The sequence below is a fragment of the Streptomyces sp. NPDC045026 genome (genome assembly GCF_056432625.1).
The window spans coordinates 21,592-48,459 of the sequence record NZ_JBWKIS010000004.1 but is presented as its reverse complement, the minus strand read 5'-3'; the positions used below and the strand labels follow the sequence as shown (position 1 = coordinate 48,459).

General features: G+C 72.8%; 23 protein-coding genes, 1 pseudogene and 2 riboswitches. Of the genes and pseudogenes, 13 read left to right on the top strand and 11 right to left on the bottom strand.

Annotation, left to right across the window (positions count from 1 at the left end; genetic code table 11):
- The first annotated feature begins 278 nt into the window (after window positions 1–278).
- Window positions 279–1,052, top strand: a pseudogene (locus tag AC07EJ_RS10770) (GNAT family N-acetyltransferase).
- Window positions 1,049–1,912, top strand: a complete 864-nt coding sequence (locus AC07EJ_RS10765) for a lysophospholipid acyltransferase family protein (protein WP_478884070.1) — start codon at window positions 1,049–1,051, stop codon at window positions 1,910–1,912. The pseudogene AC07EJ_RS10770 and the gene AC07EJ_RS10765 overlap by 4 nt, the downstream one beginning before the upstream one ends.
- A 22-nt stretch (window positions 1,913–1,934) precedes the next feature.
- Here the strand turns inward: AC07EJ_RS10765 and AC07EJ_RS10760 are convergent, their stop codons facing one another.
- Together AC07EJ_RS10760 and AC07EJ_RS10755 are read right to left on the bottom strand one after the other, a co-directional pair.
- Complete coding sequence (locus AC07EJ_RS10760) at window positions 1,935–4,292, bottom strand: ATP-binding cassette domain-containing protein (protein ID WP_478884069.1); 2,358 nt, start codon at window positions 4,290–4,292, stop codon at window positions 1,935–1,937.
- 236 nt (window positions 4,293–4,528) lie between these two features.
- Window positions 4,529–5,536: an MsnO8 family LLM class oxidoreductase gene (locus AC07EJ_RS10755; protein WP_389484581.1), complete on the bottom strand. Its 1,008-nt coding sequence runs from the start codon at window positions 5,534–5,536 to the stop codon at window positions 4,529–4,531.
- Between the two features lie 50 nt (window positions 5,537–5,586).
- Between AC07EJ_RS10755 and AC07EJ_RS10750 the strand changes: the two genes are divergently transcribed.
- The gene (locus AC07EJ_RS10750; RefSeq protein WP_478884257.1) at window positions 5,587–6,084 is read left to right on the top strand and encodes a phosphatase domain-containing protein; all 498 of its coding nucleotides are present in this window, start codon (window positions 5,587–5,589) and stop codon (window positions 6,082–6,084) included.
- Between the two features lie 54 nt (window positions 6,085–6,138).
- Here AC07EJ_RS10750 and AC07EJ_RS10745 read toward each other — a convergent pair whose 3' ends face one another.
- On the bottom strand, window positions 6,139–6,354 hold the full coding sequence (locus AC07EJ_RS10745) for a dodecin (protein ID WP_266556220.1): 216 nt from the start codon (window positions 6,352–6,354) through the stop codon (window positions 6,139–6,141).
- A gap of 214 nt (window positions 6,355–6,568) precedes the next feature.
- On the opposite strand from AC07EJ_RS10745, the gene AC07EJ_RS10740 reads away from it, so the two are divergent.
- Window positions 6,569–7,873 (top strand): extracellular solute-binding protein, encoded by a 1,305-nt coding sequence (locus tag AC07EJ_RS10740; protein ID WP_389484585.1) that lies wholly within the window; start codon window positions 6,569–6,571, stop codon window positions 7,871–7,873.
- 27 nt (window positions 7,874–7,900) lie between these two features.
- On the opposite strand, the gene egtD is transcribed toward AC07EJ_RS10740, so the two are convergent.
- Genes egtD through egtA form a run of 4 tightly spaced genes read right to left on the bottom strand, consistent with a single transcriptional unit; the run spans window position 7,901 to window position 12,238 of the window.
- Entirely contained in the window at window positions 7,901–8,863 is a 963-nt protein-coding gene (gene egtD / locus AC07EJ_RS10735; RefSeq protein ID WP_478884068.1) for an L-histidine N(alpha)-methyltransferase, read from the bottom strand.
- On the bottom strand, window positions 8,860–9,615 hold the full coding sequence (gene egtC / locus AC07EJ_RS10730; RefSeq protein ID WP_478884067.1) for an ergothioneine biosynthesis protein EgtC: 756 nt from the start codon (window positions 9,613–9,615) through the stop codon (window positions 8,860–8,862). Before egtC ends, egtD begins: the two co-directional genes overlap by 4 nt.
- On the bottom strand, window positions 9,615–10,949 hold the full coding sequence (egtB, locus tag AC07EJ_RS10725; protein WP_393581502.1) for an ergothioneine biosynthesis protein EgtB: 1,335 nt from the start codon (window positions 10,947–10,949) through the stop codon (window positions 9,615–9,617). Before egtB ends, egtC begins: the two co-directional genes overlap by 1 nt.
- Window positions 10,946–12,238, bottom strand: a complete 1,293-nt coding sequence (gene egtA / locus AC07EJ_RS10720; RefSeq protein ID WP_389484595.1) for an ergothioneine biosynthesis glutamate--cysteine ligase EgtA — start codon at window positions 12,236–12,238, stop codon at window positions 10,946–10,948. Before egtA ends, egtB begins: the two co-directional genes overlap by 4 nt.
- A gap of 216 nt (window positions 12,239–12,454) precedes the next feature.
- On the opposite strand from egtA, the gene AC07EJ_RS10715 reads away from it, so the two are divergent.
- The gene (locus AC07EJ_RS10715; protein WP_478884066.1) at window positions 12,455–13,312 is read left to right on the top strand and encodes a TIGR02452 family protein; all 858 of its coding nucleotides are present in this window, start codon (window positions 12,455–12,457) and stop codon (window positions 13,310–13,312) included.
- On the opposite strand, the gene AC07EJ_RS10710 is transcribed toward AC07EJ_RS10715, so the two are convergent.
- Window positions 13,287–13,745 carry a type II toxin-antitoxin system PemK/MazF family toxin gene (locus tag AC07EJ_RS10710; protein ID WP_389484599.1) on the bottom strand — a complete coding sequence of 153 codons (459 nt, stop codon included), beginning with the start codon at window positions 13,743–13,745 and terminating at the stop codon, window positions 13,287–13,289. The two genes, AC07EJ_RS10715 and AC07EJ_RS10710, sit on opposite strands and share 26 nt — an antisense overlap.
- Between AC07EJ_RS10710 and AC07EJ_RS10705 the strand changes: the two genes are divergently transcribed.
- Entirely contained in the window at window positions 13,732–14,013 is a 282-nt protein-coding gene (locus tag AC07EJ_RS10705; protein ID WP_478884065.1) for a hypothetical protein, read from the top strand. The genes AC07EJ_RS10710 and AC07EJ_RS10705 overlap by 14 nt on opposite strands.
- 6 nt (window positions 14,014–14,019) lie before the next feature.
- Here the strand turns inward: AC07EJ_RS10705 and AC07EJ_RS10700 are convergent, their stop codons facing one another.
- Window positions 14,020–15,456: an amidase gene (locus AC07EJ_RS10700; RefSeq protein WP_478884064.1), complete on the bottom strand. Its 1,437-nt coding sequence runs from the start codon at window positions 15,454–15,456 to the stop codon at window positions 14,020–14,022.
- A 155-nt stretch (window positions 15,457–15,611) separates the two neighbouring features.
- On the opposite strand from AC07EJ_RS10700, the gene AC07EJ_RS10695 reads away from it, so the two are divergent.
- Both AC07EJ_RS10695 and AC07EJ_RS10690 read left to right on the top strand, forming a co-directional pair.
- Window positions 15,612–16,655, top strand: coding sequence for a LacI family DNA-binding transcriptional regulator (locus tag AC07EJ_RS10695; protein ID WP_389484608.1), 1,044 nt, complete (start codon window positions 15,612–15,614; stop codon window positions 16,653–16,655).
- Between the two features lie 113 nt (window positions 16,656–16,768).
- Complete coding sequence (locus tag AC07EJ_RS10690; protein ID WP_389484610.1) at window positions 16,769–18,205, top strand: benzaldehyde dehydrogenase; 1,437 nt, start codon at window positions 16,769–16,771, stop codon at window positions 18,203–18,205.
- Between the two features lie 83 nt (window positions 18,206–18,288).
- Here AC07EJ_RS10690 and trxA read toward each other — a convergent pair whose 3' ends face one another.
- Window positions 18,289–18,702, bottom strand: a complete 414-nt coding sequence (gene trxA / locus AC07EJ_RS10685; protein WP_399979372.1) for a thioredoxin — start codon at window positions 18,700–18,702, stop codon at window positions 18,289–18,291.
- A 127-nt stretch (window positions 18,703–18,829) separates the two neighbouring features.
- Between trxA and AC07EJ_RS10680 the strand changes: the two genes are divergently transcribed.
- Window positions 18,830–20,254 (top strand): dihydrolipoyl dehydrogenase family protein, encoded by a 1,425-nt coding sequence (locus AC07EJ_RS10680; RefSeq protein WP_389484616.1) that lies wholly within the window; start codon window positions 18,830–18,832, stop codon window positions 20,252–20,254.
- Window positions 20,255–20,325: 71 nt separating this feature from the next.
- Here AC07EJ_RS10680 and metE read toward each other — a convergent pair whose 3' ends face one another.
- Window positions 20,326–22,644, bottom strand: coding sequence for a 5-methyltetrahydropteroyltriglutamate--homocysteine S-methyltransferase (metE, locus tag AC07EJ_RS10675; RefSeq protein ID WP_478884063.1), 2,319 nt, complete (start codon window positions 22,642–22,644; stop codon window positions 20,326–20,328).
- Between the two features lie 166 nt (window positions 22,645–22,810).
- Window positions 22,811–23,034, bottom strand: a riboswitch (cobalamin riboswitch).
- An 81-nt stretch (window positions 23,035–23,115) separates the two neighbouring features.
- A riboswitch (cobalamin riboswitch) is annotated at window positions 23,116–23,313 on the top strand.
- Window positions 23,314–23,459: 146 nt separating this feature from the next.
- Between metE and AC07EJ_RS10670 the strand changes: the two genes are divergently transcribed.
- The 4 genes from AC07EJ_RS10670 (at window position 23,460) to AC07EJ_RS10655 (ending at window position 26,857) form a co-directional block, all read left to right on the top strand.
- On the top strand, window positions 23,460–24,452 hold the full coding sequence (locus AC07EJ_RS10670; protein WP_389484674.1) for an ABC transporter substrate-binding protein: 993 nt from the start codon (window positions 23,460–23,462) through the stop codon (window positions 24,450–24,452).
- Complete coding sequence (locus AC07EJ_RS10665; protein WP_389484622.1) at window positions 24,449–25,510, top strand: FecCD family ABC transporter permease; 1,062 nt, start codon at window positions 24,449–24,451, stop codon at window positions 25,508–25,510. Before AC07EJ_RS10670 ends, AC07EJ_RS10665 begins: the two co-directional genes overlap by 4 nt.
- Window positions 25,507–26,361 (top strand): ABC transporter ATP-binding protein, encoded by an 855-nt coding sequence (locus AC07EJ_RS10660; protein WP_478884062.1) that lies wholly within the window; start codon window positions 25,507–25,509, stop codon window positions 26,359–26,361. Before AC07EJ_RS10665 ends, AC07EJ_RS10660 begins: the two co-directional genes overlap by 4 nt.
- 274 nt (window positions 26,362–26,635) lie before the next feature.
- A complete protein-coding gene (locus AC07EJ_RS10655) occupies window positions 26,636–26,857 on the top strand; it encodes a CbtB domain-containing protein (RefSeq protein WP_389484628.1) in 222 nt (73 codons plus the stop codon).
- Window positions 26,858–26,868 lie beyond the last annotated feature (11 nt).

The window sequence follows — 26,868 nt, the reverse complement described above, 5'->3', positions numbered from 1 at the left end:
ACGGGCGGGACCGGGAGTGGTGCTCAACCCCCGGTCCCGTCAGGCTTTCCCGTCCCGTCCCGTCCCGTCCCGTCCCGTCCCGTCCCGTCCCGGACCGTGTCCGGGTTCGTGCCCGGCTGCCCCTCCGGGCTTCTGGCATTCAACATCCGCACATCCGGGATCCCGCTGGCGGCCACGCGCACGCCAGCGGACGGCGGAAGAACGTAACCGGACAGGCCGCGCTCCCCAGCGGCCCTGTCCGCCGACGTGCCGCTGAGGCCCCTGTCCCGGAGAGAGCCATGACCGTCCCCACCCTCGCCCCCGCCGCGCCGCCCGCCGCAGGGACCCCCCACTACACCGTCACCCTGGCACGCGACGAGCCCGACGTCAGGGCCGCGCAGCGGCTGCGCCACGACGTCTTCGCCCGGGAGATGGGCGCCCTGCTCACCACGCCCGAACCCGGCCTCGACATCGACGCCTTCGACGCGTACTGCGACCACCTGCTGGTCCGTGACACCACCACCGGACAGGTCGTCGGCACCTACCGGCTGCTGCCGCCCGAGCGCGCCGCGGTCGCGGGGCGGCTCTACTCGGAGGGCGAGTTCGACCTCGGCCCGCTCGCCGCGATCCGCCCCGGCCTCGTCGAGGTCGGCCGCTCCTGAGTCCACCCCGACCACCGCGACGGCGCCGTCATAGGCCTGATCTGGGCGGGCATCGCGCGCTACATGGAGCGCGGTGGTCACGAGTGGCTGGCCGGCTGCTGCTCCCTGCCGCTCGCCGACGGCGGACAGCTCGCCGCGGGTACCTGGGACCGGGTGCGGGACAAGTACCTCGCGCCCGAGGAGTTCCGCGTACGCCCCCGGCTGCCCTGGTCGTCCGAGGGCGTCGAGCGCCAGGGACGCACCGAGCTGCCGCCACTCCTGCGCGGCTATCTGCGGCTCGGCGCCTGGGTGTGCGGAGAGCCGGCCCACGACCCGGACTTCGGCGTCGCCGACCTGTACGTACTGCTGTCGATGCGCAACGTCAACCCGCGCTACATGCGGCACTTCCTCTCGCTCGCCCCGGCCTGGTGAGCGCCTGGCTGCCCAGCGCGCCCTGCACCCCGCAGAGCTGCGCCCAGACGGGGGGAGCCGTGACGGGCGCGCCGCGCGCCGTGCTCCGGCTCCTGGCACTCGTGTGCGTCACGGCCCTCGGCGTCGCCCTGACACCCCTGGTGGGACGCTGCCCGTCCCGGGTGCGCGACGCCCTGGTCAGACGCTGGTGCCGGGGCGTGGTGCGGGCGGTGGGGGTGCGCGTACGGATCACGGGGGCCGTCGTGCCGGCCGGGGGAGTGCTGGTCGTGGCCAATCACATCTCGTGGCTCGACATACCGCTGACCACTGTCGCCCGCCCGGCCCGCATGCTCGCCAAGCGGGAGGTGCGCTCCTGGGCCGTGGCCGGGCCGATCGCCAAGCGGGGCGGCACGCTCTTCATCGAGCGGGACCGGCTGCGGGCCCTGCCCGACACCGTCGCGCGGATCGCCGACGCCCTGCGCGCCGGTGCCGCCGTCGTCGCGTTCCCGGAGGGCAGTACGTGGTGCGGCCGCGCCCAGGGCCCCTTCCGGCGTGCCGTGTTCCAGGCCGCCCTGGACGCCGGCGTGCCGGTCCAGCCGGTGCGGATCTCCTACCGGACCGCCGGGGGAGCGCCCAGCACGGCGCCCGCGTTCGTCGGCGACGACCCGCTGCTCGCGTCCCTGTGGCGGATCGCCATGGCGCGCGGTGTGGTCGCCGAGATGGAGGTGCTGCCCGTGATCGTTTCGGGCAGCCATCCCCACCGCAAGAGCCTCGCGGAGGCGGCGGAGACCGTCATCGTCCGCGGGGGCGGCTTCGGCGACGGGCCGCGCATCCCGCACCCGATGCCCGGCGGTGACCGGGTCGCCGCGCGGGCCGCTTGAGAGGTGGCCCGGCCGCGACAGGTCACAGGGCCAGCGCGCGGGCCAGATAGGCAGCCGTACGGCTGCCTTCGGCCCGCGCCACCTCCGCGGGCGGGCCCTGGGCGACGACGTGTCCGCCCTCGTCGCCGCCGCCGGGTCCCATGTCGATGACCCAGTCGGCGCCGGCCACGACCGTCATGTCGTGCTCGACGACGACCACCGAACTGCCCGCGTCGACGAGACCGTGCAGCTGCCGCATCAGGACCTCGGTGTCGGCGGGGTGCAGACCTGCCGTGGGCTCGTCGAAGAGATAGAGGGTGTGGCCGCGCCGTACCCGCTGCAACTCGCCTGCCAGCTTGATGCGTTGGGCCTCGCCGCCGGACAGCTCGGTGGCGGGCTGGCCGAGCCGCAGATAGCCGAGGCCCACGTCCAGGAGAGTGCGCAGACTGCGTACGACGGCCGGGGCGTCGTCGCCCGCCTCCTCGAAGAACGCGGCGGCACCCTCCACCGTCATGTCGAGGACCTCCGCGATGTTCTTTCCCCGGTAGGTGACCTGGAGGGTCGCGGAGTTGTAGCGCGCGCCGCCGCAGTCCGGGCAGGGCGCGTACGTGCTGGGCAGGAAGAGGAGCTCGACGCTGACGAAGCCCTCACCCTGGCAGGTCTCGCACCGGCCTCCGGCCACGTTGAAGGAGAAGCGCCCCACCCCGTACTTGCGGGCCTTCGCCTCGTCGGTGGCCGCGAACACCTTCCGCACGACGTCGAACAGGCCTGTGTACGTGGCCAGGTTGGAGCGCGGCGTGCGCCCGATCGGCTTCTGGTCGACCACCACGAGGCGGCCCACGCCCTCCAGTTCCTCGGTGATCGAGCCGATGAGCGTGGACTTCCCCGAGCCGGAGACGCCGGTGACGGCCGTGAACGTGGAGAGCGGTACGTCCACCGACACGTCGCGCAGATTGTGCCGGGTCACCGGGCCGACCCTCAGCCGTCCGCGCGGCTCCCGCACCGTGCGCGCGGGCAACCTCTCGCGGCCGAAGAGGAAGCGCGCCGTAGCCGAGTCCGGGACGGACGCCAGGTCCGCCACGGGACCGCTGTGCAGGACGCGGCCGCCGTGCTCGCCCGCGAGCGGGCCGACGTCGACGAGCCAGTCGGCCTTGCGGACGACATCCATGTGGTGCTCGACGACGAACACCGAGTTGCCGGCCGCCTTGAGCCGGTCGAGGACCGTGAGGAGCGACTCCGTGTCGGCCGGGTGCAGGCCCGCCGACGGCTCGTCGAGCACGTAGACCACACCGAAGAGGCCGGAGCGCAACTGCGTTGCCAGGCGCAGGCGTTGGAGCTCGCCGGCGGACAGCGTGGGCGTGGCGCGGTCCAGGCTGAGGTAGCCGAGGCCGAGCTCGATGACGGTGGCGATCCGGGCCAGGAGGTCGCCGGTGAGCACGCGCGCGGTCTCGGACACTTCGCCCGGGACGTCGAGGATCTTCGCCAGGTCCGCGAGCGGCAGACGCGCGAGATCCGCGATGGAACGGCCGCCGAAGGTCACCGCGAGCGACTCGGCCCGCAACCGCGCCCCGCCGCACACCGGACAGGGCGCGCTGTCGAGGAACCGCTCCGCCTTCGTGCGCAGCGTCTGGCTCTTGGAGTCCGCGAACGTCTTGAGGACGTAGCGGTTCGCGCTCATGTACGTGCCCTGGTACGGGCGTTGGATCCGACCCACGTCGCGGACGGGGTGCACGGTGACGACGGGCTGGTCGTCCGTGAAGAGGATCCAGTCCCGTTCGTCCTGCGGCAGTTCACGCCAAGGCCGGTCGACATCGTGCCCGAGCGCGTCCAGGACGTCGCGCAGGTTCTTGCCCTGCCAGGCACCCGGCCACGCGGCGATCGCGCCCTCGCGGATGGACAGGGACGGATCGGGCACGAGGAGCGCCTCCGTCGTGCGGTGCACCACACCGAGCCCGTGACAGTCGGGGCACGCCCCGGCCGCCGTGTTCGGTGAGAAGGCGTCGGAGTCCAGCCGCTCCGCGCCCGGCGGATAGTCGCCCGCACGCGAGAACAGCATGCGCAGCGAGTTCGAGAGCGTCGTCACCGTGCCGACCGACGAGCGGGACGTGGGGGAGGAGCGGCGCTGCTGGAGCGAGACGGCCGGCGGAAGACCGGTGATCTCGCCGACCTTGGGGGCGCCCACCTGGTGAATGAGGCGGCGCGCGTACGGGGCCACGGACTCGAAGTAGCGGCGCTGCGCCTCGGCGTAGATCGTGCCGAACGCGAGCGAGGACTTCCCCGAGCCGGAGACCCCCGTGAAGACGGCGAGCACGTCGCGCGGGATGTCCACGTCGACGCCCCGCAGGTTGTGCTCACGGGCACCCCGCACACGGACGAACGGATCGTGGTCGGGCTCGTGCATGGTGCGGGCTCCGTAAGGTGGCTCGGATGCGGTGTCACGCGGGGGCAAACCCTACGATTCTAGGTCGTGTCCGCAAAGTCCCGTCGTCCGCCCGGAGGGCGGGCGCCGCGGCATCTGGTGCGTGCTCTCGGCGTGCCGGGTGCAAGCCCTCGTACTGGATGCACTTGGGCTTACGCCCGGTGCGGCGAGAGTGCGTGCCAGGCGTCGCGGTGCAGACGGGACTTTGCGGACACGACCTAGGCACCCCGCAGCCCCGCGACCCGGGCGAGCCCGCGGTAGGACTCCAGGAGGCCCTCGCGGTCGTAAGAGCTGGTGGTGACCAGGACCTCCCGCGCGCCGCTCTCCTTGATCAGGGTCTCCAGCTCGTCCGCGACCTGGTCCTCTGTGCCGGCGATGTGCCCGCGCAGCCCGGATTCGTAGAAGTCCCGCTCCTTCGCCGTCATCGTCAGCGCCGCCACCCGCTCGGCGGGCGCCAGCGGCGGGAACGTGCCGTGGGTGCGGGAGTACGCCATCGACCAGGCCTCCGGGATCAGCAGGCGGTGGGCCGCCTCCGGGGTCCGGGCGACCGCGACCGTCCCCGAGACGACGACGTACGGCTCGCTCGCCCACGCGGACGGGCGGAACGCCGCACGGTAGTGGTCGATGCCGCGCAGCATCTTCTCGCGGTTCCTGAGGTCGCCGATCACCATCGGGAGCCCGGCCTCGGCGGCGATCGTCGCGCCCTCGCCCATGGCGAGCACGAACGGCGGGACGGTCAGCCCCTCCGCGGGGCGTGCGCGTACCCCGGTCGAGGAGCTCCCCCGGAAGAAGTCGAGCAGTTCGGCGAGCTGTGCCGCGAAGTCGTCGGCATCGTCCTTGTCCCGCCCGAGCGCCTTGCGCACCCCGCCGGTGAAGCCCACCGAACGGCCGAGACCCATGTCGATCCGCCCGGGGAACAGCGACTCCAGGACCCCGAACTGCTCGGCCACCACCAGGGGTTGATGGTTGGGCAGCATCACGCCGCCCGTGCCGACCCGGATGGTGCGGGTGGCGGCCGCGACCGCCGCGGCGAGCACGGTCGGCGCGGAGCCCGCGACGCCCGGCACCCCGTGGTGCTCCGCCACCCAGACGCGGTGGTAGCCGAGCGCGTCGAGTTCGCGCGCGAAGCGCACGGTGTCGCGCAGCGCCTCCGGCCCGTCGTGCCCCTCGCGGGTACGCGAACGGTCCAGGACGGAGAACTTGGTCGATGCGATCACTGAGCTCACACACCGTTCAACGTCTGTGCCGCGCCAGGATTCCCTACCCTTGGCGTGTGATCGACAACAGCGGACCTCTCGCCAGACCCCTCGCCGTGTTCGACCTCGACAACACCCTCGCCGACACGGCCCACCGGCAGCGTTTCCTGGAGCGCACCCCGCGTGACTGGCCGGGCTTCTTCGCTGCCGCCCCTGACGATCCGCCGCTCGCGCGCGGCGTCGAGCTCGCGCTGGAGAGCGCCCGTGACTGCGAGGTCGTCTACCTCACGGGCAGGCCGGAGCGGTGCCGCGCCGACACCGTGGCCTGGCTCGCCGAACAGGGCCTGCCCGAAGGGCGCGTCTGGATGCGCCGCAACGACGACCGCAGGCCCGCGCGCCGCACCAAACTGGAGACGCTGCGCACGCTGTCCCGTGGCCGGGAGGTGCGCGTGCTGGTCGACGACGACGAGCTCGTGTGCGACGAGGCCGAACGGGCGGGCTTCACCGTCGTACGCGCCCGCTGGGCGAGCGGGTCCGAGGCGCTGAAGGACGCCCAGGAGCGCGAGGGCCGGACCTGAACGGACCGGGCGCGCGGGTTCAGGGCCGGACCTGAGTGGCCCCGGCGCGCACGCTCAGGCTTCGTCCTCCAGCCGGAAGCCGACCTTCAGGCCGACCTGGTAGTGCTCGATCTGCCCGTTCTCGATGTGGCCGCGTACCTGGCACACCTCGAACCAGTCCAGGCCGCGCAGCGTCTGTGAGGCGCGGGTGATGCCGTTGCGGATGGCCTGGTCGACTCCCTCGTGGGAGGTGCCGACGATCTCTGTGACCCGGTACGTGTGATCGGACATGAAGGCCTCCTCGGCCCGTGCGGTGGACGTCCCTCCACGGTGCCTCAGGTCACCGCGGACCGCGAGCGAGAGGGCAACTGTTCGACTTTCCGGCCGTCACCCCCTTGACCGTTCGATTGGTCCATACCAAAATCCAGCCACACCCGTGCGAGCATCACGCTCATCCCCCACGTCGGGCCGCCCCTCCCTGTCCGCAGGCAGAAAGTGACCCCACGTGAAGCACCGCCGCACCACCGCGTCCCTCATCCCCCTCGCCCTCCTGTCCGCCTCGCTGCTCACGGGCTGCGGCTATCTGCCGGGCGGGGGCGAGGAGCAGCGCACGGTGACCGTCTGGCTGATGAAGGACAGCGCGTCGGACGCGTTCCTGAAGCGGTTCACGAAGAGTTTCGAGGACAAGAACCCCGGCCTGCTCCTGGACATCCGCATCCAGGAGTGGACCGGCATCGGCGAGAAGGTGACCGCGGCCCTGGGCCAGGCGGAGGGCGACCCGGCGAGCGGAAACGCCACGGACGGACCGGCCCCGGACGTCATCGAGGTCGGCAACACCCAGGTGCCCCAGTACGTCGACGAGGGCGGACTGCTCGACCTCAGCCTGGAGTCCGCGCGCGACTTCGGCATGGACGACTGGCTGCCCGGACTCGCCGAGCCCGGCATGTTCCACTCCCGCCAGTACGGCATCCCCTGGTACGCGGCCAACCGAGTGGTGATCTACAACAAGGACCTGTTCGCGAAGGCGGGCATCAAGCGGCCGCCCCGCACCCGTGCCGAGTGGCTCGCCGACACGCGGCGCCTCAACACCCATGGTGACCAGGGCGTCTACCTCGCCGGCCAGGACTGGTACACGCTCGCCGGATTCATCTGGGACGAGGGCGGCGACCTCGCGACGGAGGACGGCGGAATCTGGGAGGGCAGCCTCCAGTCACCGGCGGCGCTGCGCGGCATGGAGTTCTACCGGCAGCTCCAGGCGCTCGGCCAGGGGCCCAAGGACGCCGACGAGGAACACCCGCCGCAGTCGGGCGAGTTCGCGAAGGGCGACGTCGGCCAGATCATCGCCGTGCCCGGCGTCGCCCAGGCCGTCGAGGAGCAGAACCCCGAACTCAAGGGAAAGCTGGGCTACTTCCCGATCCCGGGCAGGACGGCGGCCAAGCCGGGCTCCGTCTTCACCGGCGGCTCCGACCTGGTCGTGCCCGAGAACACCGACGACCGCGACGGAGCCGTCGCGGTCGTCAAGGCCCTGGCCGGCGAGAAGTGGCAGAAGGACCTGGCCAGGACCATGAACTACGTGCCCAACAAGACGACGCTCAGCGATGCCGTAGCTGCGGAGCCGGGCGTGGCCGCGATGGCCGCGGGCGCCGCACGCGGCCGGGCCACGCCCGTGTCCCCGCTCTGGGCGAGGGTCGAGGCGGACAACCCGATCAAGGCGTACATGTCGGAGGTACTCGCCGGGGCCGACCCGGCCGAGGAGGCCGGGAAGGCTTCCCGCCGGATCACCAAGGAGCTGGACGGCAGCGGGTCGTGACCCGACCGTCGCCGGGCGCCCCGCCCGTCAGTCCACCCGGCTGAGCGAGAGCGCGAAGCGGTTCTGCGCGTCCGTCCACCAGTGCGTCATGCGCAGCCCCGCGCCCGCCAGTTCGGCCCGCACGCCTTCCTCGCGGAACTTCGCCGAGATCTCGGTGCGGATCTCCTCCCCGTCCTCGAAGTCGACCGCGAGGCCCAGCGCAGCGATCTTGACGGTCTGCGCGGCCGTGGAGCGCAGCCGCATCTCGATCCACTCGTTCTCCGCGTCCCACAGGGCGACGTGCTCGAAGGAGCCGGGGTCGAAGTCGGCTCCCAGGTCCCGGTTGATGACACTGAGCACGTTCTTGTTGAACGCGGCCGTCACGCCCGCCGCGTCGTCGTACGCCGCGACGAGGACCGACTCGTCCTTCACCAGGTCCGTGCCGAGCAGCAGCATGTCGCCGGGCCGCAGCAGGGCGCGTACGGAGGCCAGGAACGCCGCGCGTTCGCCCGGCAGAAGGTTGCCGATGGTGCCGCCGAGGAACGCGGCCAGGCGCGGCCCCGGGGAGTCCGGCAGGGTGAGCCCGAGCGTGAAGTCGGCGATCAGCGCATGGATGTTCAGGCCGGGCCGTTCGGCGCCGAGCGCATCGGCGGCGCCCCGCAGCGCGCTCTCGCTGACGTCCACGGGGACGTACGTCTCCAGGTCCGGCAGGTCGTCGAGCAGGTGGCGGGTCTTGTCCGACGAGCCGGAGCCCAGTTCGACCAGGGTGCGGGCGCCGGTGGCGTCGGCGATCTCCTGGGACCGGGCCAGCAGGATCTCCCGCTCGGCACGCGTCGGGTAATACTCGGGCAGGGTCGTGATCTCGTCGAACAGCTCGCTGCCGCGCGCGTCGTAGAACCACTTGGGCGGCAGCGTCTTCGGCGTGCCGGTCAGGCCGCTGAGGACATCGGCCCGCAGGGCGGCGCCGGTGGCGTCCTCGGGCAGGGTGCGGGTCAGTTGGTACGGGCTCACGCGGTGGGCTCCTTGAGCGGGGTCAGCAGGACGTCGGTGCGGCTCGCGGCGAGCAGGGTGCGGTCGGGCACCTCGCGCCATTGCGGATCGTCGTCGTAGGGCTCGGAGGCGACGACGGTGCGGCGGCCGGGTTCGGTGAGATACCAGAGGCTGTCGCCCCAGGCGGTCGCCGTTATCGACTCGCCGTCGGTGAGCAGGAGGTTGAGCCGGGACCCCGGGGCCGCCTCGGCGACCTCCAGGACGGTGTCGGCCAGGGCCTGCCCCTGGTCGTCGCCCGAGCGCAGCCGGTGCAGCAGCAGCGCCCATACGAACGCCGAGTCGCAGCGCGCCTCCATGGAGAGCAGGTCGACGGGCGGCAGCGCTGTGGTGAGCGGGGCCAGGGAGCGCGGCCAGCCGGTCACCGCGCCGTTGTGGGAGAACAGCCACGGACCGGAGGCGAACGGCGCCGCCGCCGCCTCGCCGTCCGCGCCGCCGAGCGTGGCGTCGCGAACCGCGGCGAGCACGGCGCCCGAGCGCACGACCCGCGCGAGGTCGGCGAACGACTGGTCGCCCCAGATGGGCCCGGCCCTGCGGTAGCGCGCGGGCACCGGGTCCCCGTCCGCGTACCAGCCCACGCCGAAGCCGTCGGCGTTCACGGTCCCGTGCCGCTGGCGGCGCGGTTCCCAGGACTGGCGCAGCAGGCTGTGCGGCGGCGCCACGAGCACGTCGCCGAGCGGCACCGCGGGGCCCAGACAGGCCAGGTGCCGGCACATCAGGCACCCTCCCCGTCGCGCGCCGTGCGGAAGCCGGCGAAGATCTGCCGGCGCACCGGATAGTCCCAGTTGCGGAACGTACCGCGGCACGCCACCGTGCCCACGGCGAACGAACCGCCGCGCAGCACCTTGTGGTCCGGCCCGAAGAACACCTCCGAATACTCCCGGTAAGGGAAGGCCACGAACCCCGGGTACGGCAGGAAGTCGCTCGACGTCCACTCCCACACGTCGCCGATCAACTGCCGTACGCCCAGCGGTGATTCACCCGCCGGATAGCTGCCCGCCGGGGCGGGGCGCAGGTGGCGCTGGCCGAGGTTCGCGCGTTCCGCCGTCGGGTCCGAGTCGCCCCACGGGAAGCGCATCGACCGCCCGGACGCCGGATCGAAGCGGGCCGCCTTCTCCCACTCGGCCTCGCTGGGCAGACGCCGTCCCGCCCAGCGCGCGTAGGCGTCGGCCTCGTACCAGCTGACGTGCACGACGGGCTCGTCCGGCGGGACCGCCTCGGTCACCCCGAAGCGGCGTCGCAGCCACTGGCCCGCATCACGCCGCCAGAACAGCGGCGACCGCAGGCCGTTCTCCCGCACGAGGGCCCAGCCCTCGGGTGTCCACCAGCGGGAGTCGTCGTAACCGCCGTCCTCCATGAACGCCAGATACGCGCCGTTCGTCACCGGAGCGGTGTCGATGTGGAACGGCGGGACGAGACGCGCGTGCGCGGGGCGCTCGTTGTCCAGCGCCCACGGCTCGGTGGTCGTCCCCATCGTGAACGGGCCGCCGGGCACCAGGACTTCGGACGGCCCGCGGAACGCCGGAGAGACGGGGCCGGGATCGGGGGCGGTGAGCGCCGGTGCGCCCGCCCGGAGCTGATGGGTGATCAGCATCGTCTCGTCGTGCTGCTGTTCGTGCTGGGCGATCATCCCGAAGGCGAACCCCGCCTCGGTCAGCCGGGTGCCGTTGAAGGGCGTGCTCTCCAGGACGTCGAGCGCGCGGCCCCGCACCTCGGCCGCGTAACCGCGCGCCTCCTTCGGGGCGAGCAGCGGCAGCTTGGGGCGCTCGGAGCGCGGGTGCTCGAACGCGTCGTACAGCGGGTCGATCTCCGGGCGCATCGCCTCACGGCCCGCGACCGCCCGCAGGAGCCACTGCTCCTCCTGGTTGCCGATGTGCGCCAGGTCCCACACCAGCGGCGACATCAACGGCGAGTGCTGCGCGGTCAGTTCGGGCCCCTCGACGCAGCTCGTGAGGAGCGTCGTGCGGTCCCGCGCGGTGAGCAGCGCGGTCCGCGCGCGCTCCCGCAGCGCCTCGGGGTCCGGGGCGGTGTCTTCGCTCTGTGCGGTCATGAGGTGACGGTCCTCCCGGGGGCGGGGGCATCGATGTGGTCGAGCACGTCGTCGGCGGGGCACCGGCCGCGCACGACATAGCGGTCCATGAAGGCGGAGACGGCGGCGAGCACCTTGGGTGAAGCGCCGAGCCTCGGCAGCGCGTCGAGCGCCGCCGCGAAGCAGGTCACGGCCGCCTCGGCGAGCTCGGGGTCCGAAGGCCCGTGCCGCGCCGCGTCCCGCCACAGCTGATTGTGCGGCGCGGGCAGCGGGCCCGCCCGTTCGGACAGCGGCTTCACGGTGCGGTACGCGGTCTCCGCGGCCTCCGGGTCGTCGAACAGCGCGGTCGTCACGGCGAGCGGCACGATCCAGCCGTCGTCGCCCGGCTGCGCGTCGATCATGCGCAGTTCCAGGTGGCCGCGCGGGCGCACCGGAGGGAACAGGGTGGACAGGTGGTATTCGACGTCACCGCGCGTGACGGGCCGGGGCCCGCCGGTACGCAGCCACGTCCGCAGGGACATGCCGTCCGGCACGTCCCACGGCCCGCTGTCCTTGCGGACGCACATCACCGGCGCGTCCAGGACGTGCCGGGCCCATGCCTCGCGCGGCTCGGCATCGAGGGGCGGCGCCCCCGACCGGCCCGGGTCGATCTCCTCCCATACGGCCTGGCGGGTGGAGCGCCAGCCGGTCGGACGCCCACCCAGCATCGGTGAGTTGGCGAACGCCGAGACCAGGACGGCGCCGAGCAGATGCGAGAGCCGCCAGCGCCTGCCGTGGCCGAGCGGCCCCGGCTCCTCGTGCCCGGCGTCGAGGCAGACCTGCACGGACGCCGACGAGCACATCATGGCGCGGCCCGCGGGACCGGCCCGGTCGAGCCAGATCTCCATGGCGTCGTAGCGCGGCGCGTGGAGCAGCCGCCGCGGTGGACGCCAGGGGTCCGTGCCGAGCCCGGTCAGCGCGAAGCCACGGGCGGCGAGTGCGGTGCGGACCGCCGTCAGATCGGCCGAGACGGCCGAGACGCAGTCCATGAGCGACGCGGCGGGCAGGGAGCTGAGCTCCAGCTGGCCGCCGGGTTCGACGGTGAGCGCCGAGCTGAGGGGCAGGGCGCCCAATGCGGCGTACGCCGCGTCGAGCCGCTCGGGTGGCAGGGGCAGCCGCGGCCTGCGCGGCTCGTGGACGAGCCATTCCACTTCGACACCCACGGTGCGGGGCGGTCCGGTCTTGAAACAGATCCCGCGGACCAGCGCCTCGACCTCGGCCTCGGTGACCAGGGCCGCCGTGCCGAGCTCAGTACAGTCTCCCTCGGGCATGTTCAGGATCCTCCTGACTCTGTTCGCCTTCATCGTCCCCGGTAGGGGCCATGCCGTCGACTCGGCGGGATGGGCCGGGCCGGGGCGGTGCTCGTACCACCCAAAACCCTCACGGCGAATCGCACAAGAGTGCCCCTCGGGCGGTGAAAATCTGTTGCTCGTGGCGTCGCGCGGCGCACATCATGCGTTCATGAGGACGACCACGGGGGAGCGGGCGTGAGCGCCCGGCTGCGGGGGATCGCGCAGCAGACGGAGGACATCGTCGCGGCGGGGAGGTACACGGCGCCGGGCGGCGCGGTCGTGCCGATCGCGGACGCGGTGGCGGCGGCGCGGGCCGCGACCCGCACGTACGGACCGGCTCCGGTTGATGTGCCCGAGCCCGGACCGCCCGCGGCTACAGCGGTCGAGGTCACCGGCGAGTCCAGCCTGGAGGCCGCGCGCCGCCTGGTCACCGCCGGTCAGGACCCGGTCGCCGTCCTGAACTTCGCCTCGGCCCGCAATCCCGGCGGCGGCTATCTCAACGGCGCCCAGGCCCAGGAAGAGGCCGTGTGCCGGGCCTCGGCCCTGTACACGTGCCTGCTGCGGGCCCGCGACTTCTACGACCACCACCGCGAGAACCGCGACGCGTTCTACACGGACCGCGTGATCCATTCACCAGGGGTCCCCGTCTTCCGGGACGACCGCGGACGGCTGCTCGACGAGCCGTATGCCGTCGGCTTCCTCACCTCACCGGCGCCGAACGCGGGCGTCATACGCCGCCGCACCCCGGAGCGGGCAGGCGAGATCGCGGGGGCCCTCGCGGCACGGGCCGAGCGGGTCCTGGAGACGGCCGCGGCCCACGGCTACCGGCGTCTCGTGCTCGGCGCCTGGGGCTGCGGCGTGTTCCAGAACGAGCCGGCACAGGTCGCCGCCGCGTTCCGGGCGCTCCTCGACGGGGGCGGCCGGTTCGCGGGCCGCTTCGACCACATCGTGTTCGGCGTCCTGGACCGCACGCCGGACGCGCGGACCAGGACGGCCTTCGAGCGGGCCTTCGCGGGCCCGCCGGCGGTCAGCGCCAGCCGTACCGCTCCCTGAGGCGCAGCACCACGAGATTGAAGCGCATGCGGTCCAGGGCGCACGCCTCGCGCCGCATGCCCCGCTCGTGGACCCGCAGGACCCGGTCGATCGCCACCCACGAGTCGCGGCCCGCGGTGTCCCACGGCCCGCTGCCGATCGGCACCCAGTCCCTGTCGTGAGCGTGCTGCTTGCTCGACAGCTGTACGGCGAGAAGCGTGCCGGCGGCCTCCCTGGCGACGACGAGCACGGGGCGGTCCTTGCCGCGGCCGTCGTTCTCCTCGAACGGCACCCACGTCCAGACGATCTCACCGGGATCGGGGTCGCCGTCGTGGGCGGGCGCGTACTCGGTGCGCACCCGGCCCACCTCGCGCGGCGCGGCCTCGACCGTGGCGGTGGCGCCGGCGCGGCCGGGGTGCTCGTGGGCATGCGGGTCATCGATGAAGGCAGTCACGCGGGTCACGTTAGGGCCTGTCTGGCCCAACCCGCAGAGCGGGCCCGGACGGTGGGACACAGGCTCGGCGCAACTCGACCCCGTCTCGCAGACCCCGCACTTCAGTTACGAAGAGGACGACACCGTCCGCACGGTCTGGTACCAGGGCGCGCGCGGCACCGAGGCGCACCTGCCCGTGCTGCGCCGCTACGGGGTGCGCAACACGGTGCTGTGGGCCCTCGATTTCGAGGACCCGGGCCTGTGGGGAGTGCTCGCCCGCGGTACGTGACCCGCGCTAGGAACCGATGTGCGCCCCCTGAGGGCTGTCGGGCCACTTCTCGAACCACCGCTGATCCGCCTCGAGTTGGGCCGCGAGCGAGACGAGCCGCGGCTCGCTGTTCGCGGGGCCGAGCAGCTGGGCGCCGACGGGCAGCCCGTCGCCGGTGAAGCCCGCGGGTACGTTCACGCCGGGCCAGCCCAGGACGTTCCACGGCCACGCGTACGGACATGCCGCGATCATCGCCCGGTCGGTGCGCCAGCCGCCCAGTGACGCCATCGCGCCGATGAGCGGTGGAGCAGTGGCCGTCGTCGGCGCGAGGACCACGTCGTACGTGTCGAAGACCGCTCCGACCCGGCGCTGGAGTGAGCCCTCGGCGCGCCGGGCGAGCCGCAGCGGAGCGCCGCCGAGGACCCGCCCCATCCTTACGGACTCACGGGTCCGTGGGTCGAGCAGCGCCGGGTCGGGGACGTCGCGCAGCCGCTCCGCGACGCCCGCGGTGGCGCGCGGCACGAACGCGAGGCCGATCTGCCCGTAGCGCGGGTCGGCCTCCTCCACCTCGTGCCCGAGCGCGGCGAGCCGGTCCGCGAGCGCGACGACCCGGGCCCGCACAACCGGGTCCAGGCGCTTGGGAGTTGCGGTGAACGGCATGCGCAGGGAGAGCGCGATGCGCAGCTTTCCCGGCTCGTCGCGCGCCGCCTGCGCCGCCCCTATCCGCGGCGGACGGTGCAGGTCGCCGTCGTGTGAACCGCTCGCCGCGTCCAGGAGCAGCGCCGCGTCCTCCACGGTCCTGCCGAGCGTGCCGTTCACGGTGATCCCGTGGAAGGCCTCCGCCCAGGGCCACGTGGAGATCCGGCCGCGCTGCGGCTTGATGCCGACGAGGTGCGTCCATGCGGCGGGGATACGGATGCTGCCCGCCCCGTCCGAGCCGAGCGCGGCCGATACGATGCCCGCGGCGACGGCGGCCGCCGAGCCGCCGGACGAACCGCCGGGCGTGTGCCCGTGATTCCACGGGTTGCGGGTGTCGCCGAACGCGGGACCCTCGGTGAACGGCCACTGCCCCAGCTCGCACGTGTTCGTCTTGCCGATCACGATCGCGCCCGCCGCGCGCAGACGGCGTACGGCCTCCGCGTCCTCGGTCTTCGGCGGGAAGGCGCCGGGGCAGCCGAACGCGGTCGGCTCGCCCGCCACGTCCATGTCGTCCTTCACGGCCAGCGGCACGCCGAGCAGCGGCCGACTGCCCCCTGACGAGCCTTCGCCCGCCGCGCGCTCGCGGTCCGCGGCGTCCGCCTCGGCGAGCGCGGCCTCCCCGCGGACCGTGCGGAACGCGTTCAGGGCGGGCTGCGTCGCTTCGATGCGCTTCAAGGCCTCCTCGACGAGGATGCGCGACGACACGTCCCCGTCGGCGAGCGCGCGGGCGGTCGCGGCGAGCCCGGCGGCACGGTCGGACGCCATGCGGCCACCTCCTCGTACGGAACTTCGGGGCTTCGGAATTTCGGGACTTCGGGGCTTCGAACGGCTTGCGTGCACGCACGCTAGCGGTCGTCGGCGCGAACCGGTATGCCCGGCAGGGAGCCCGGCCGCAGCCGTCTGGAAAGATGCCGTGGGTCATGGTGCAGATACCGAAGCCGCAGTCCGCCCGGAAGCCACGGGAGTCCGCCGCGCCGAGCCCGGCGCCGACGAGCGCCGACGTCGCCCGGCTCGCCGGGGTCTCGCGCGCCACCGTCAGCTACGTCCTGAACAACACCAGTGCCGTCAGAATCAGCGAACCCACCCGGCGCCGCGTCCACGAGGCCGCGAAGGAGCTCGGCTACGTGCCGCACGCCGCGGCCCGCAGCCTGCGCGCCGGACACACCCGCATCGTCCTGATGCCCGCCCCGAGCGTCCCCGTCGGACCGCTCTACAACACGTTCTTCAACGACCTCCAGTGGGCGCTGAGCCGCCTCGACTACACCGTCGTGCAGTACGGCAGCGTGAGTCTGCGCGGCGACGACGCTGCACGTGCCTGGGCGGAGCTGCGCCCGGTCGCCGTGCTCACACCTCCCGACCTGGGCACCCAGGGCGTCGAGGTGCTCCGCCGCTCCGGCGCCAGGGCCGTCATCACGCTCGGCCCGGAGCGCGCGGAGGGCGCGCACGCGCTGCTCATGGACCATCGCGAGGTCGGTCGCAGCGCGGGCGCCCACCTCGTCGAACGTGGCCGGCGCCGCATCGGCGTCGTGCTGCCGACGGAGCCGGGCCTCGACCACTTCGCGCGGCCGCGCCTCGAAGGCGTACGGAACGCGGTCCTCGGCACCGGCGCCGAGGTCTTCGGGCTGCCCCTCACGTACGACGAGGAGTCGGCGTCCCAACTGGTGCCGAGAATCAGGGAGTTGGAGCTCGACGCCGTGTTCGCGTACAACGACGAGTACGCGATGCTCCTGATGCGGGCGCTCCAGGACGCGGGCGTCGGCATCCCGGGGGAGACTGCTGTCATCGGCGCCGACGACCTGATGCTCGGGCGGCTGCTGCGGCCCCGGCTGAGCACGGTCCGTATCGAGCTGCCGTCCGGGCAGGAGCTCGCCGCGCTCGTCGACCGTCTGGTACGCGACCCGGGCGCCGTGACCGAGTCGCACGACATGCTCCGGGCCCGCGTCGTGGCACGGCAGTCGACCTGACGGCCGGGGTCCCGAGTGGCCCGCGCGACTAGGATGTTGCGCGCTCAACAACATGGGTCGGTGCGCCGCCCGGCGTGCCGCCCCGGAGATCAGTGACCGATCGGAGATCCGGCATGTCCCTGCTCGACCCGAAGACCTGGCAGGCCCGCCCGCTGTCGGGCGAGGAGCACGCGGTCACGGAGCCCGCCACGGGCGAGCGCCTCGCCACCGTCACGCTCGCCTCCCCTGACGACGTCCGCACCGCCGCGAAGGCCGCCGCCGCGGCCCAGGGCGACTGGGCCCGCCGGCCCCACTTCGCGCGCGCCGCCGTCCTGCGCCGCGCGGGCGACCTGTTCACCGAGCACGCCGACGAGCTGCGCACCTGGCTCGTGCGCGAGTCGGGATCCATCCCGGGCAAGGCCGACTTCGAGCTGCACGTCGCCGCCCAGGAGTGCTACGAGGCCGCCGCCCTCGCGTCCCGGCCCATCGGCCAGGTCCTGTCCAGCGAGGCGCCCCGCCTCTCGTACACGCGCCGCGTCCCGGCCGGTGTCGTCGGCGTCATCGCCCCGTTCAACGCCCCGCTCATCCTCTCCATCCGCTCCGTCGCCCCGGCCCTCGCGCTCGGCAACGCCGTCGTCCTCAAGCCGGACCCGCGCACGGCGGTCTGCGGCGGGCTCGCCCTGGCGGCCGTTCTCGCCGCCGCGGGTCTGCCCCAGGACGTCCTCCACGTGCTGCCCGGCGGGGCGGACGCGGGCCAGGCGCTCGTCGCCGACCCGGACGTCCCCGTCATCTCCTTCACCGGCTCCACAGGCGCGGGCCGGGCCGTCGGCGAGGCCGCGGGGCGCCATCTCAAGCGCGCGCACCTGGAACTCGGCGGCAACTCCGCCCTGATCGTCCTGGCGGACGCCGACCTCGACGCCGCCATCTCCACCGCGGCCTGGGGCTCCTTCTTCCATCAGGGCCAGATCTGCATGACGACCGGCCGCCACCTCGTCCACGCCTCGCTCTACGAGGAGTACGTCGAACGGCTCGCCGCGAAGGCCGACTCCCTCGCCGTCGGCGACCCGCACCGCGAACAGGTCCACCTCGGCCCCGTCATCGACGCGGCCCAACTCGCCAAGATCCACGGCCTGGTGGAGGCCAGCACCGCCACGGGGGCGAAGCTCGCCGCGGGCGGCACGCACCGCGACCTCTTCTACCGGCCGACGGTCCTCGCGGGCGTGGACGACAGCACCCCCGCGTACGCCGAGGAGGTCTTCGGCCCCGTCGCACCCGTCCGGTCCTTCGCCGACGCCGACGAGGCGGCGGCGCTGGCCGCCGCGAGCCCGTACGGCCTCTCCCTGGGCATCCTCACCCGCGACCCGGCGCGCGGCCTCGACCTCGCCGAACGCATCCCCACCGGCATCGTCCACATCAACGACCAGACGGTGAACGACGAGGCGGTCGCCCCGTTCGGCGGGGTCGCCGCGTCCGGCACAGGCGCCCGCTTCGGCGGCGAGGCGAACATCGAGGCGTTCACCGAGACCCGGTGGACGACGGTGCGCGGCGACGTGGCGGGCTATCCGTTCTGACCGCCCCGCGCCCGGGAGTGTGAAAAGGCCGCCGGGCCCGTACGGAAGTACGGACCCGGCGGCCGTCGGTATGGGGGGTGTCGTCAGGCCTGCGCGCTGTCCGCGCCGCCCGCGCCGTCCTCGCCCGCCTTGGCCTGCTGCTCGGCGATCGACTTGCGCACCTCGTCCATGTCCAGCTTCCTGGCCTGGCCGATCACGTCGTCCAGGGCCTCCTGCGGAAGCGCCCCGGGCTGGGCGAACACGGCGACCTGGTCGCGGACGATCATCAGCGTCGGGATCGACTGGATACCGAACGCCGACGCGAGCTCCGGCTGCGCCTCCGTGTCGATCTTGCCGAAGACCAGGTCCGGGTTGGCCTCCGCGGCCTTCTCGTAGACGGGCGCGAACTGCTTGCACGGCCCGCACCACGACGCCCAGAAGTCGATCAGCACGAACCCGTTGTCCGTGACCGTCTGGTCGAAGTTCTCCTTGGTGAGCTCCACGGTGGTGCTGCTCATGATGTGCCCTCTTCCTGCTTCCTGGTTGCGGTGCTGAAGCCGCTGTTCACAACGGTCCCGGTATTGGACGTATTCCGCGCACGTACCCGTGTGGCCACGGCGCACACCTACGACCAGACTGGGTCCCATGACGGATGAGAACACGTACGACGTGGTGGTTCTGGGCGCCGGGCCGGTCGGGGAGAACGTCGCGGACCGGGCACGCGCGGCGGGCCTCAGCGCGGCGGTGGTGGAGAGCGAGCTGGTCGGCGGCGAGTGCTCCTACTGGGCGTGCATGCCGAGCAAGGCCCTGCTGCGCCCGGTCATCGCCCAGGCCGACGCGAGGCGCCTGCCGGGCCTGCAGCAGTCCGTGCAGGGTCCGCTGGACGCGCCGGCGGTCCTCGCTCGCCGTGACGAGTACACCTCACACTGGAAGGACGACGGCCAGGTGAGCTGGCTGGAGTCCATCGGTGCCGACCTCTACCGGGGCAAGGGCCGCCTCGCGGGCCCCCGCCGGGTCACCGTCACCGGGCCCGACGGCACCGAGCACGTCCTCACGGCCCGCCACGCCGTCGCGGTCTGCACGGGCACGCGCGCCGCGCTCCCCGACCTCCCCGGCCTGGCCGACGTCGAGCCGTGGACGAGCCGCGAGGCCACCAGTGCCCAGAAGGTGCCCGGCCGCCTCGTCGTGGTCGGCGGCGGAGTCGTCGCCGCGGAAATGGCCACGGCCTGGCAGGCCCTCGGCTCGCAGGTCACGATGCTCGTACGGGGCACGGGGCTGCTGCCCCGGATGGAACCCTTCGCCGGCGAGCTCGTCACCCAGGCCCTCGTCGAGGCCGGCGCGGAAGTGCGCACCGGAGTCTCCGTGAAGGGGGTCACCCGGGAGGGCGGCACCGTCGTCACCACCCTGGACGACGGTTCGACCCTGGAGTCCGACGAGATCCTCTTCGCCACGGGCCGCGCGCCCCGCACGGAAGACATCGGCCTGGAGACCGTCGGCCTCGAACCCGGCTCGTGGCTCCCCGTCGACGACAGCCTCCGCGTCGAGGGCAGCACCTGGCTGTACGCGGTCGGGGACGTGAACCATCGCGCGCTCCTCACCCACCAGGGCAAGTACCAGGCCCGCATCGCGGGCGCGGCCATCGCGGCCCGCGCGCAGGGCGTCCCGCTCCTGGAGACGGACCGCTGGGGCGCCCACGCGGCGACCGCCGACCACTCCGCCGTCCCGCAGGTCGTCTTCACCGACCCCGAGGCCGGCTCGGCGGGCCTCACCCTCGCGGAGGCCGAGGCGGCAGGTCACCGCGTCCGCGCCGTCGACTACGACATCGCCTCGGTGGCGGGCGCCGGCCTGTACGGCGACGGCTACCGCGGCCGGGCCCGCATGATCGTCGACCTCGACCGCGAGATCCTCCTGGGCGTGACCTTCGTCGGTCCGGGCGTCGGCGAACTCATCCACTCCGCGACGGTCGCGGTCGCGGGCGAGGTCCCCATCGACCGCCTGTGGCACGCGGTCCCGTCCTATCCGACGGTGAGTGAGGTGTGGCTGAGGCTGCTGGAGACGTACCGCGGCTGAGGGATGTCCCTCTGTGCGTGGCTGTCCGGGCGGGACACGATGCCCTCCGCCCGGACAGTCTCACCCCAAGGTCAGGACGCCGAGAGTTCCCCGCGGACCGTACGGGCCGCCGCGACCAGGTTCTCCAGGGAGGCGCGGGTCTCGGGCCAGCCGCGCGTCTTCAGCCCGCAGTCGGGGTTTACCCACAGCCGCTCGGCGGGGATCGCCTCGAGCCCCTTGCGCAGCAGGGCCGCCGCCTCATCGGTGCCGGGCACGCGCGGCGAGTGGATGTCGTACACGCCGGGCCCGGCCTCGCGCGGGTAGCCGTGGGCGGCCAGCTCGCGCGCGACCTGCATGTGCGACCGGGCCGCCTCCAGGCTGATCACGTCGGCGTCGAGATCGTCGATGGCCTGCACGATGTGCCCGAACTCGGCGTAACACATGTGGGTGTGCACCTGCGTGTCCGGCCGCACACCGCTCGTGCTGAGCCGGAACGCCTCGGTCGCCCACGCGAGGTAGGCGGGGCGGTCGGCCGCACGGAGCGGCAGGGTCTCGCGCAGGGCCGGCTCATCGACCTGGATCACCGAAGCCCCCGCCGCCTCAAGGTCGTTCACCTCGTCCCGCAGGGCCAGGGCGACCTGGCGCGCGGTGTCGGCCAGCGGCTGGTCGTCGCGGACGAAGGACCACGCGAGCATGGTGACGGGCCCGGTCAGCATGCCCTTGACCGGGCGGCCGGTGAGCGACTGGGCGTACGCCGTCCAGCGCACCGTCATCGGTTCGGGGCGCGAGATGTCACCGGCGAGGATCGGCGGACGGACATAGCGCGTGCCGTACGACTGCACCCAGCCGTGCTGCGTGGCCAGATAGCCGGTGAGCTGCTCGGCGAAATACTGCACCATGTCGTTGCGTTCGGGCTCCCCGTGCACCAGGACGTCGATACCGGCCTTCTCCTGGAAGGCGATCACCTCCTGGATCTCGGCCCTGACCCGCTCCTCGTACGCGGCCTCGTCGATCCGCCCCGCCCGCAGTCCCGCGCGTGCGGTGCGCAGCTCCGCCGTCTGCGGGAACGAACCGATGGTCGTGGTCGGCAGCAGCGGGAGGCCGAGGCTGCCGCGCTGGGCCGCCGCCCGCTGCGCGTACGGCTGCGCGCGGCGGGCGTCGGCCGCCGTGACCGCCGCCGCGCGAGCCCGGACCTGCGGGTCGCGGGTCAGGGTGGACGTGGTCCGGGAGGCCAGGTCGGCGCGGTTGGCGGCGAGTTGGGCCGAGATCGCGTGGGTGCCCTGCGTGAGACCGCGCGCGAGGGTGGCGATCTCGGCGGTCTTCTGGCGCGCGAAGGCGAGCCAGCGCAGGATCTGCGGATCGAGGTCCCGCTCGAGAGCCGCGTCGACGGGGACGTGCAGGAGGGAGCACGAGGCGGCCACGTCGACCCGGTCGGCCAGGCCGAGCAGGGTTCCGAGCGTGGCCAGCGACTTCTCCAGGTCGTCGACCCAGATGTTGCGGCCGTTGACGACGCCCGCGACCAGGCGCTTGCCGGGCAGCCCGCCGACGGCGCCGAGGGCGTCCAGGTTGGCGGCGGCGGCCTCGGTGAAGTCGAGGGCCAGCCCCTCGACCGGAGCCCCGGCGAGGACGGGCAGGGCGTCACCGAGCCGGTCGAAGTACGAGGCGACCAGCATCTTGGGCCGCTCGGTGAGGGCGCCGAGGTCGCGGTAGGCGCGCCCGGCGGCGTTGAGTTCGGCAGGCGTGCGGTCCTCGACGAGGGCGGGCTCGTCCAGCTGCACCCACTCGGCGCCCGCCTCGCGCAGGTCGGCGAGGACTTCGGCGTACACCGGCAGCAGACGGTCGAGCAGGGTCAGCGGCTCGAAGCCGGCGGCCACCCCGGGCGCGGGCTTGGCGAGCAGCAGATAGGTGACCGGGCCGACGAGAACGGGCCGGGCCGACAGGCCCAGGGCGAGGGCCTCCTTGAGCTCGGCAACCTGCTTGGTGGAGTCGGCCGTGAACTCCGCCCCCGGCCCCAACTCCGGTACGAGATAGTGGTAGTTGGTGTCGAACCACTTCGTCATCTCCAGCGGCGCCACGTCCTGTGTGCCGCGCGCCATGGCGAAGTAGCCGTCCAGCGCGTCGGCCTCGACGGCCGGGATGTGCCGCTCGGGGACGGCGCCGACCATGACCGTGGCGTCCAGGACGTGGTCGTAGAGCGAGAAGTCGCCGGTGGGGACTTCGCCGATGCCCGCGTCGGCGAGTTCGAGCCAGTTCGCGCGGCGCAGGCCGGCGGCGGTGGCGCGGAGGGTGTCGGCGTCGACGTGGCCCTTCCAGTAGCCCTCGATCGCCTTCTTGAGTTCGCGGGCAGAGCCCTGGCGGGGGTAGCCGTACACGGTGGCCCGTGCTGCCGCGGCTGCGGACTTGGTGGTCACGGAGATCTCCTTCGCGAGACGAATCCCTGAGATCCCGGAGAGGGGACGAGAGCGCGAAGGGTGACACGGACCGGACGGTGCGGTCGCGTACGGCAGGGCACGCGCGCCCGTTCGGTGTGTACGCCGACCCGCCCTCGAGGTCACCGGGATTTCCGCGCACGAATGGCTCGCACGCGGGCAACGGGCAGGTCTTCGGACTCGCGGGCACGTCCACCCGATGTCGGGCGGACACCTACTGGCCGTCGCTTCCCAGCCCGATCCATCGGGCCAGTGCGTGTGACGGCGGTCGTTCCAGCTCACCGCTGCGGGGCAGTCCCGGATTCCCACCGGGTTCCCTCTTACGACGCTCCCGTCTGGCGGACGGGGCGAACCAGCTGCACCGGTCACCCTACGCACGCGGAACGGTCCGACGCGAGCCGGACCCCAGGGGGCCCGGTCGCTTTCGGGCGCCGTGGTAGCTTTCCAAGACCAGTCGAACTCATGCCCGTCTGCCCCGCATTGCGGGAGCTCGGACAGGTATGTGTCAGGGAATCCGGTGCGAATCCGGAGCTGACGCGCAGCGGTGAGGGTGACGGGCGAGGCATCGGCCACTGGACGGCACACGGTCCGGGAAGGCGCCTCGTCCGGGTGATCCCGAGTCCGAAGACCTGCTGGCAGCCTTCGTGGGCCCCGGTCGGGGCGGCGGGGGAGACCGTGCGACCGGGCTCCGCGCATGAGCCCTCGACATCGAGGAAGTCCCCGTGTTCTTCGCGAACTCCGCCACACCCCATGGCTCGCGTCGCCTCATATCCCGTGCCGCGCTCTGTCTCGCCGGGATGTTCGCCCTGGCCGCCTGCGGCAGCGGCGGATCCGCCCGCACACCGGCAGCGCAAGGCAGCGCCGACGGATATCCCGTCGTACTCGACAACTGCGGTGCGCGGGTCGAGGTGAAGGCGGCCCCCGAGCGCGCCGTCTCCCTCGACCAGGGCTCGACCGAGATCATGTTCGCCCTCGGCCTCGGCGACCGCATGGCCGGCACCGGAACCTGGACCGACCCGGTGATGAAGGGACTTGAGAAGGAGAACGCGAAGGTCGAGCGGCTCGCCGACCGCTACCCGTCGTTCGAGAAGGTCCTGGACGCCGAGCCCGACTTCGTCGCCGCGTCGTTCGGCGCCACGCTGAGCAAGGGCGGAGTGGCGACACGCGACCAGTTCGCGAAACTGGGTGTACCGGCGTACCTCTCGCCCTCCGACTGCGCCGGCAAGGACAACAGCGGCGGCGGGGACGGCGCCCGCACCGAGACCCTGGGCATGGAGACCGTGTACGGCGAAGTCCGCGATCTCGCCGCGGTCTTCGACGTGCGCGAACGGGGAGAACGGCTCGTCTCCGCACTCAAAGCCCGGGTCAAGAAGGCCACCGGCGGCATCGACGCCTCCCGGACGACACTCCTGTACTGGTTCGCCAACTCCGACTCCCCTTATATGGCGGGCTGTTGCGGCGCCCCCGGCGTCATCACACGCGAGGTCGGAGCGAAGAACGTCTTCGACGACACCCGTGACGAATGGCCGCAGATCAACTGGGAGACGGTCGCCGACCGGGACCCGGACGTCCTCGTCATCGGCGACCTGACACGCCGCTCACAGACCGCCGAATCCGCCGCCAAGAAGATCGAGTTCCTGGAGTCCAACGCGGTGACCAAGAACATGACCGCGGTGAAGAAGAGGCGGTACGTGCTGCTCAGCGGGCAGGCCATGAACCCGACCATCCGTACGGTGGAAGGCGTGGAGCAAGTCGCCGCGAAAATACGGGCGTTCGGCCTCGCGGGATGAGCGTGGAAGCGGCGCCGTCTCCGGCCGCCGGGAAGCGGCCACAGGTGGTGCGCGGCGCGCTCGCCTGGCCGGCGGGCTTCGCGGTCCTCATCGCCTCCGTGGCCCTGGCCATCACCATCGGCCCGGCCGACATCGGCATGACCGACGTCTGGTCGGCCGTGGTCTCCCATCTCGGCCTGGGTGAACCGGAGTTGACCCCCATCCGCGACGGCATCGTGTGGAACCTGCGGCTGCCGCGCACCCTGCTGGCCGCCGTGTGCGGCGCGGGGCTCGCGGTGTGCGGAGCCGTGATGCAGTCACTGCTGCGCAACCCGCTCGCCGACCCCTTCGTCCTCGGCGTCTCCTCCGGCGCTTCGACCGGTGCGGTCATGGTCGTCGTACTCGGCGTGGGCGGCGGCGCCCTGTCGGTCTCGGGCGGCGCCTTCCTCGGCGCGATCCTCTCCTTCGCGCTGGTCCTGGCGCTCAGCCAGGCCCTCGGCGGCTCCACCGACCGCGTGGTGCTGTCCGGGGTGGCCGCCATGCAGCTGTTCTCCGCACTCACCTCCGTCGTCGTACTGACGGCGGCGGACGCCGAGACGACGCGCGGCGTCCTGTTCTGGCTGCTCGGCTCGCTCAGCGGGGCGGGCTGGAGCGACGTCCACCTGTGCCTGGCGCTGCTCGTGGCGGCGCTCGTGATCTGCGTAGGACACGCCCGCACGCTCGACGCCTTCGCGTTCGGACAGGACGCGGCCGCGTCACTCGGCGTGCACGTGGCCCGCACGCGCCTGGTCCTGCTGTGCACGACCGCCCTGCTCACGGCGGCACTGGTCAGCTCGGCCGGTGCGATCGGCTTCGTCGGCCTGGTCCTGCCGCACGCGGCGCGGGCCCTGGCCGGTCCGGGCCACGCCCGGCTGCTGCCCGTGACCGCCCTGGCCGGTGCGGTCTTCCTCGTGTGGGTGGACACTCTCGCCCGCACGGCCCTCGACCCGCAGGAGGTGCCGGTCGGCGTGGTGACCTCGCTGATCGGCGTACCGGCCTTCGTCCTCGTCCTGTACCGCACCCGGAGCCTGCGCAGATGACCCAGCCCGCTACCGGCATACCCGCCACCGGCACACCCGCTCCTGGCCCGGCCACCACCGGCCCAGCCACCGCCGACGGGCTGCGGGCCGACCGCGTCCGCCGCGAGACCGGTGGACACCTCATCCTGGACGGCGTCAGCGTGCACCCCGCCCCCGGAGGCATCACGGGCCTCATCGGGCCCAACGGCTCGGGCAAGACGACACTCCTGCGGCTCCTCGCGGGCACCCTCACCCCCCAGGCCGGAGTGGTGACCCTGGACGGCTCACCGCTGAGCACCGTCGGCCGCAGGGAGTTCGCACGCCGTGTCGCCGTGGTCGAGCAACAGGCCGACACGCAAGTCGAGGTGACCGTCGAGGACGTCGTACGTCTGGGCCGCATCCCGCACCGCAGGGCATGGATGCCGCCGTCGGCGCAGGACGAGGAGGCCGTACGTGCCGCGCTCGCCCGCACCGATCTCACCGACCGGGCGCACCGGCTCTGGTGCACCCTGTCCGGCGGCGAGCGCCAGCGGGTCCAGATCGCCCGGGCCCTGGCGCAGCGGCCGCGTGAACTCCTCCTGGACGAACCGACCAACCACCTGGACATCCAACATCAGTTGGACCTACTCGACCTGCTCGCCGAACTCCGGCTCACCAGCGTCATAGCCCTGCACGACCTCAATCTGGCTGCGATGTACTGCGACCAGCTCGTCGTGCTCCGGGAGGGACGGGTGGTCGCGGCCGGCGCCCCCGCGGACGTACTCACCGAAGAGCTCATCACGAGGGTCTACGGAGTGCGCGCGACCGTCCTCCCGACCACGGAGCCGGGCGAGCGCCCGTACATCCGCTTCCTGAGAACGTCCGCTCCCTGAGACGGCGCAGCCTTACCGCACACCAGGGTTTCCCGGCGCCGGCCATGACCAAGATCACTGCACACGGCCCGGTCTTGGCCGCACGCCCCTTACGCGGTACGGTCTGACCGATATTGACGATGGCAACGCGGAAGCCGGTGGGAATCCGGCACGGTCGCGCCACTGTGAGACGAGCTACTCGCCCGGCCGGGCAAGGAGCTCGCGAGTCAGACCCGCAGCTGTCGTACTTGTGCACCACCGAGATGGGACGCGAACTCCCAGAGGAGGTCCTGCCATGGCGCAGACCGTCGCTCAGCCGACAGCCACCACCCCCGTTCTTCCGGCAAAGCTGCCCCTGAAGGCGATTGCCCCCTGGGCGCTCTTCTTCGGCATCCTGATGCTGGTCCTGCTCTACTTCGTCGGCGCCGAACAGGGCGCCACGGCCGTCGTCTCCGGCGAGGGCGTTCATGAATGGGTGCACGACGCCCGCCACCTGCTCGGCTTCCCCTGCCACTGACGAGGGACGCC

Excerpts from the sequence above, each read along its gene's own strand:
- AC07EJ_RS10760 (WP_478884069.1), bottom strand. The coding sequence starts at position 4,292 with ATGCACGAGCCCGACCACGATCCGTTCGTCCGTGTGCGGGGTGCCCGT.
- AC07EJ_RS10745 (WP_266556220.1), bottom strand. The coding sequence starts at position 6,354 with ATGTCCGATCACACGTACCGGGTCACAGAGATCGTCGGCACCTCCCAC.
- egtC (WP_478884067.1), bottom strand. The coding sequence starts at position 9,615 with ATGTGCCGGCACCTGGCCTGTCTGGGCCCCGCGGTGCCGCTCGGCGAC.
- egtB (WP_393581502.1), bottom strand. The coding sequence starts at position 10,949 with ATGACCGCACAGAGCGAAGACACCGCCCCGGACCCCGAGGCGCTGCGG.
- egtA (WP_389484595.1), bottom strand. The coding sequence starts at position 12,238 with ATGCCCGAGGGAGACTGTACTGAGCTCGGCACGGCGGCCCTGGTCACC.
- AC07EJ_RS10705 (WP_478884065.1), top strand. The coding sequence starts at position 13,732 with ATGAAGGCAGTCACGCGGGTCACGTTAGGGCCTGTCTGGCCCAACCCG.
- AC07EJ_RS10700 (WP_478884064.1), bottom strand. The coding sequence starts at position 15,456 with ATGGCGTCCGACCGTGCCGCCGGGCTCGCCGCGACCGCCCGCGCGCTC.
- AC07EJ_RS10695 (WP_389484608.1), top strand. The coding sequence starts at position 15,612 with ATGGTGCAGATACCGAAGCCGCAGTCCGCCCGGAAGCCACGGGAGTCC.
- AC07EJ_RS10690 (WP_389484610.1), top strand. The coding sequence starts at position 16,769 with ATGTCCCTGCTCGACCCGAAGACCTGGCAGGCCCGCCCGCTGTCGGGC.
- trxA (WP_399979372.1), bottom strand. The coding sequence starts at position 18,702 with ATGAGCAGCACCACCGTGGAGCTCACCAAGGAGAACTTCGACCAGACG.
- AC07EJ_RS10680 (WP_389484616.1), top strand. The coding sequence starts at position 18,830 with ATGACGGATGAGAACACGTACGACGTGGTGGTTCTGGGCGCCGGGCCG.
- AC07EJ_RS10670 (WP_389484674.1), top strand. The coding sequence starts at position 23,460 with ATGTTCGCCCTGGCCGCCTGCGGCAGCGGCGGATCCGCCCGCACACCG.
- AC07EJ_RS10665 (WP_389484622.1), top strand. The coding sequence starts at position 24,449 with ATGAGCGTGGAAGCGGCGCCGTCTCCGGCCGCCGGGAAGCGGCCACAG.
- AC07EJ_RS10660 (WP_478884062.1), top strand. The coding sequence starts at position 25,507 with ATGACCCAGCCCGCTACCGGCATACCCGCCACCGGCACACCCGCTCCT.
- AC07EJ_RS10655 (WP_389484628.1), top strand. The coding sequence starts at position 26,636 with ATGGCGCAGACCGTCGCTCAGCCGACAGCCACCACCCCCGTTCTTCCG.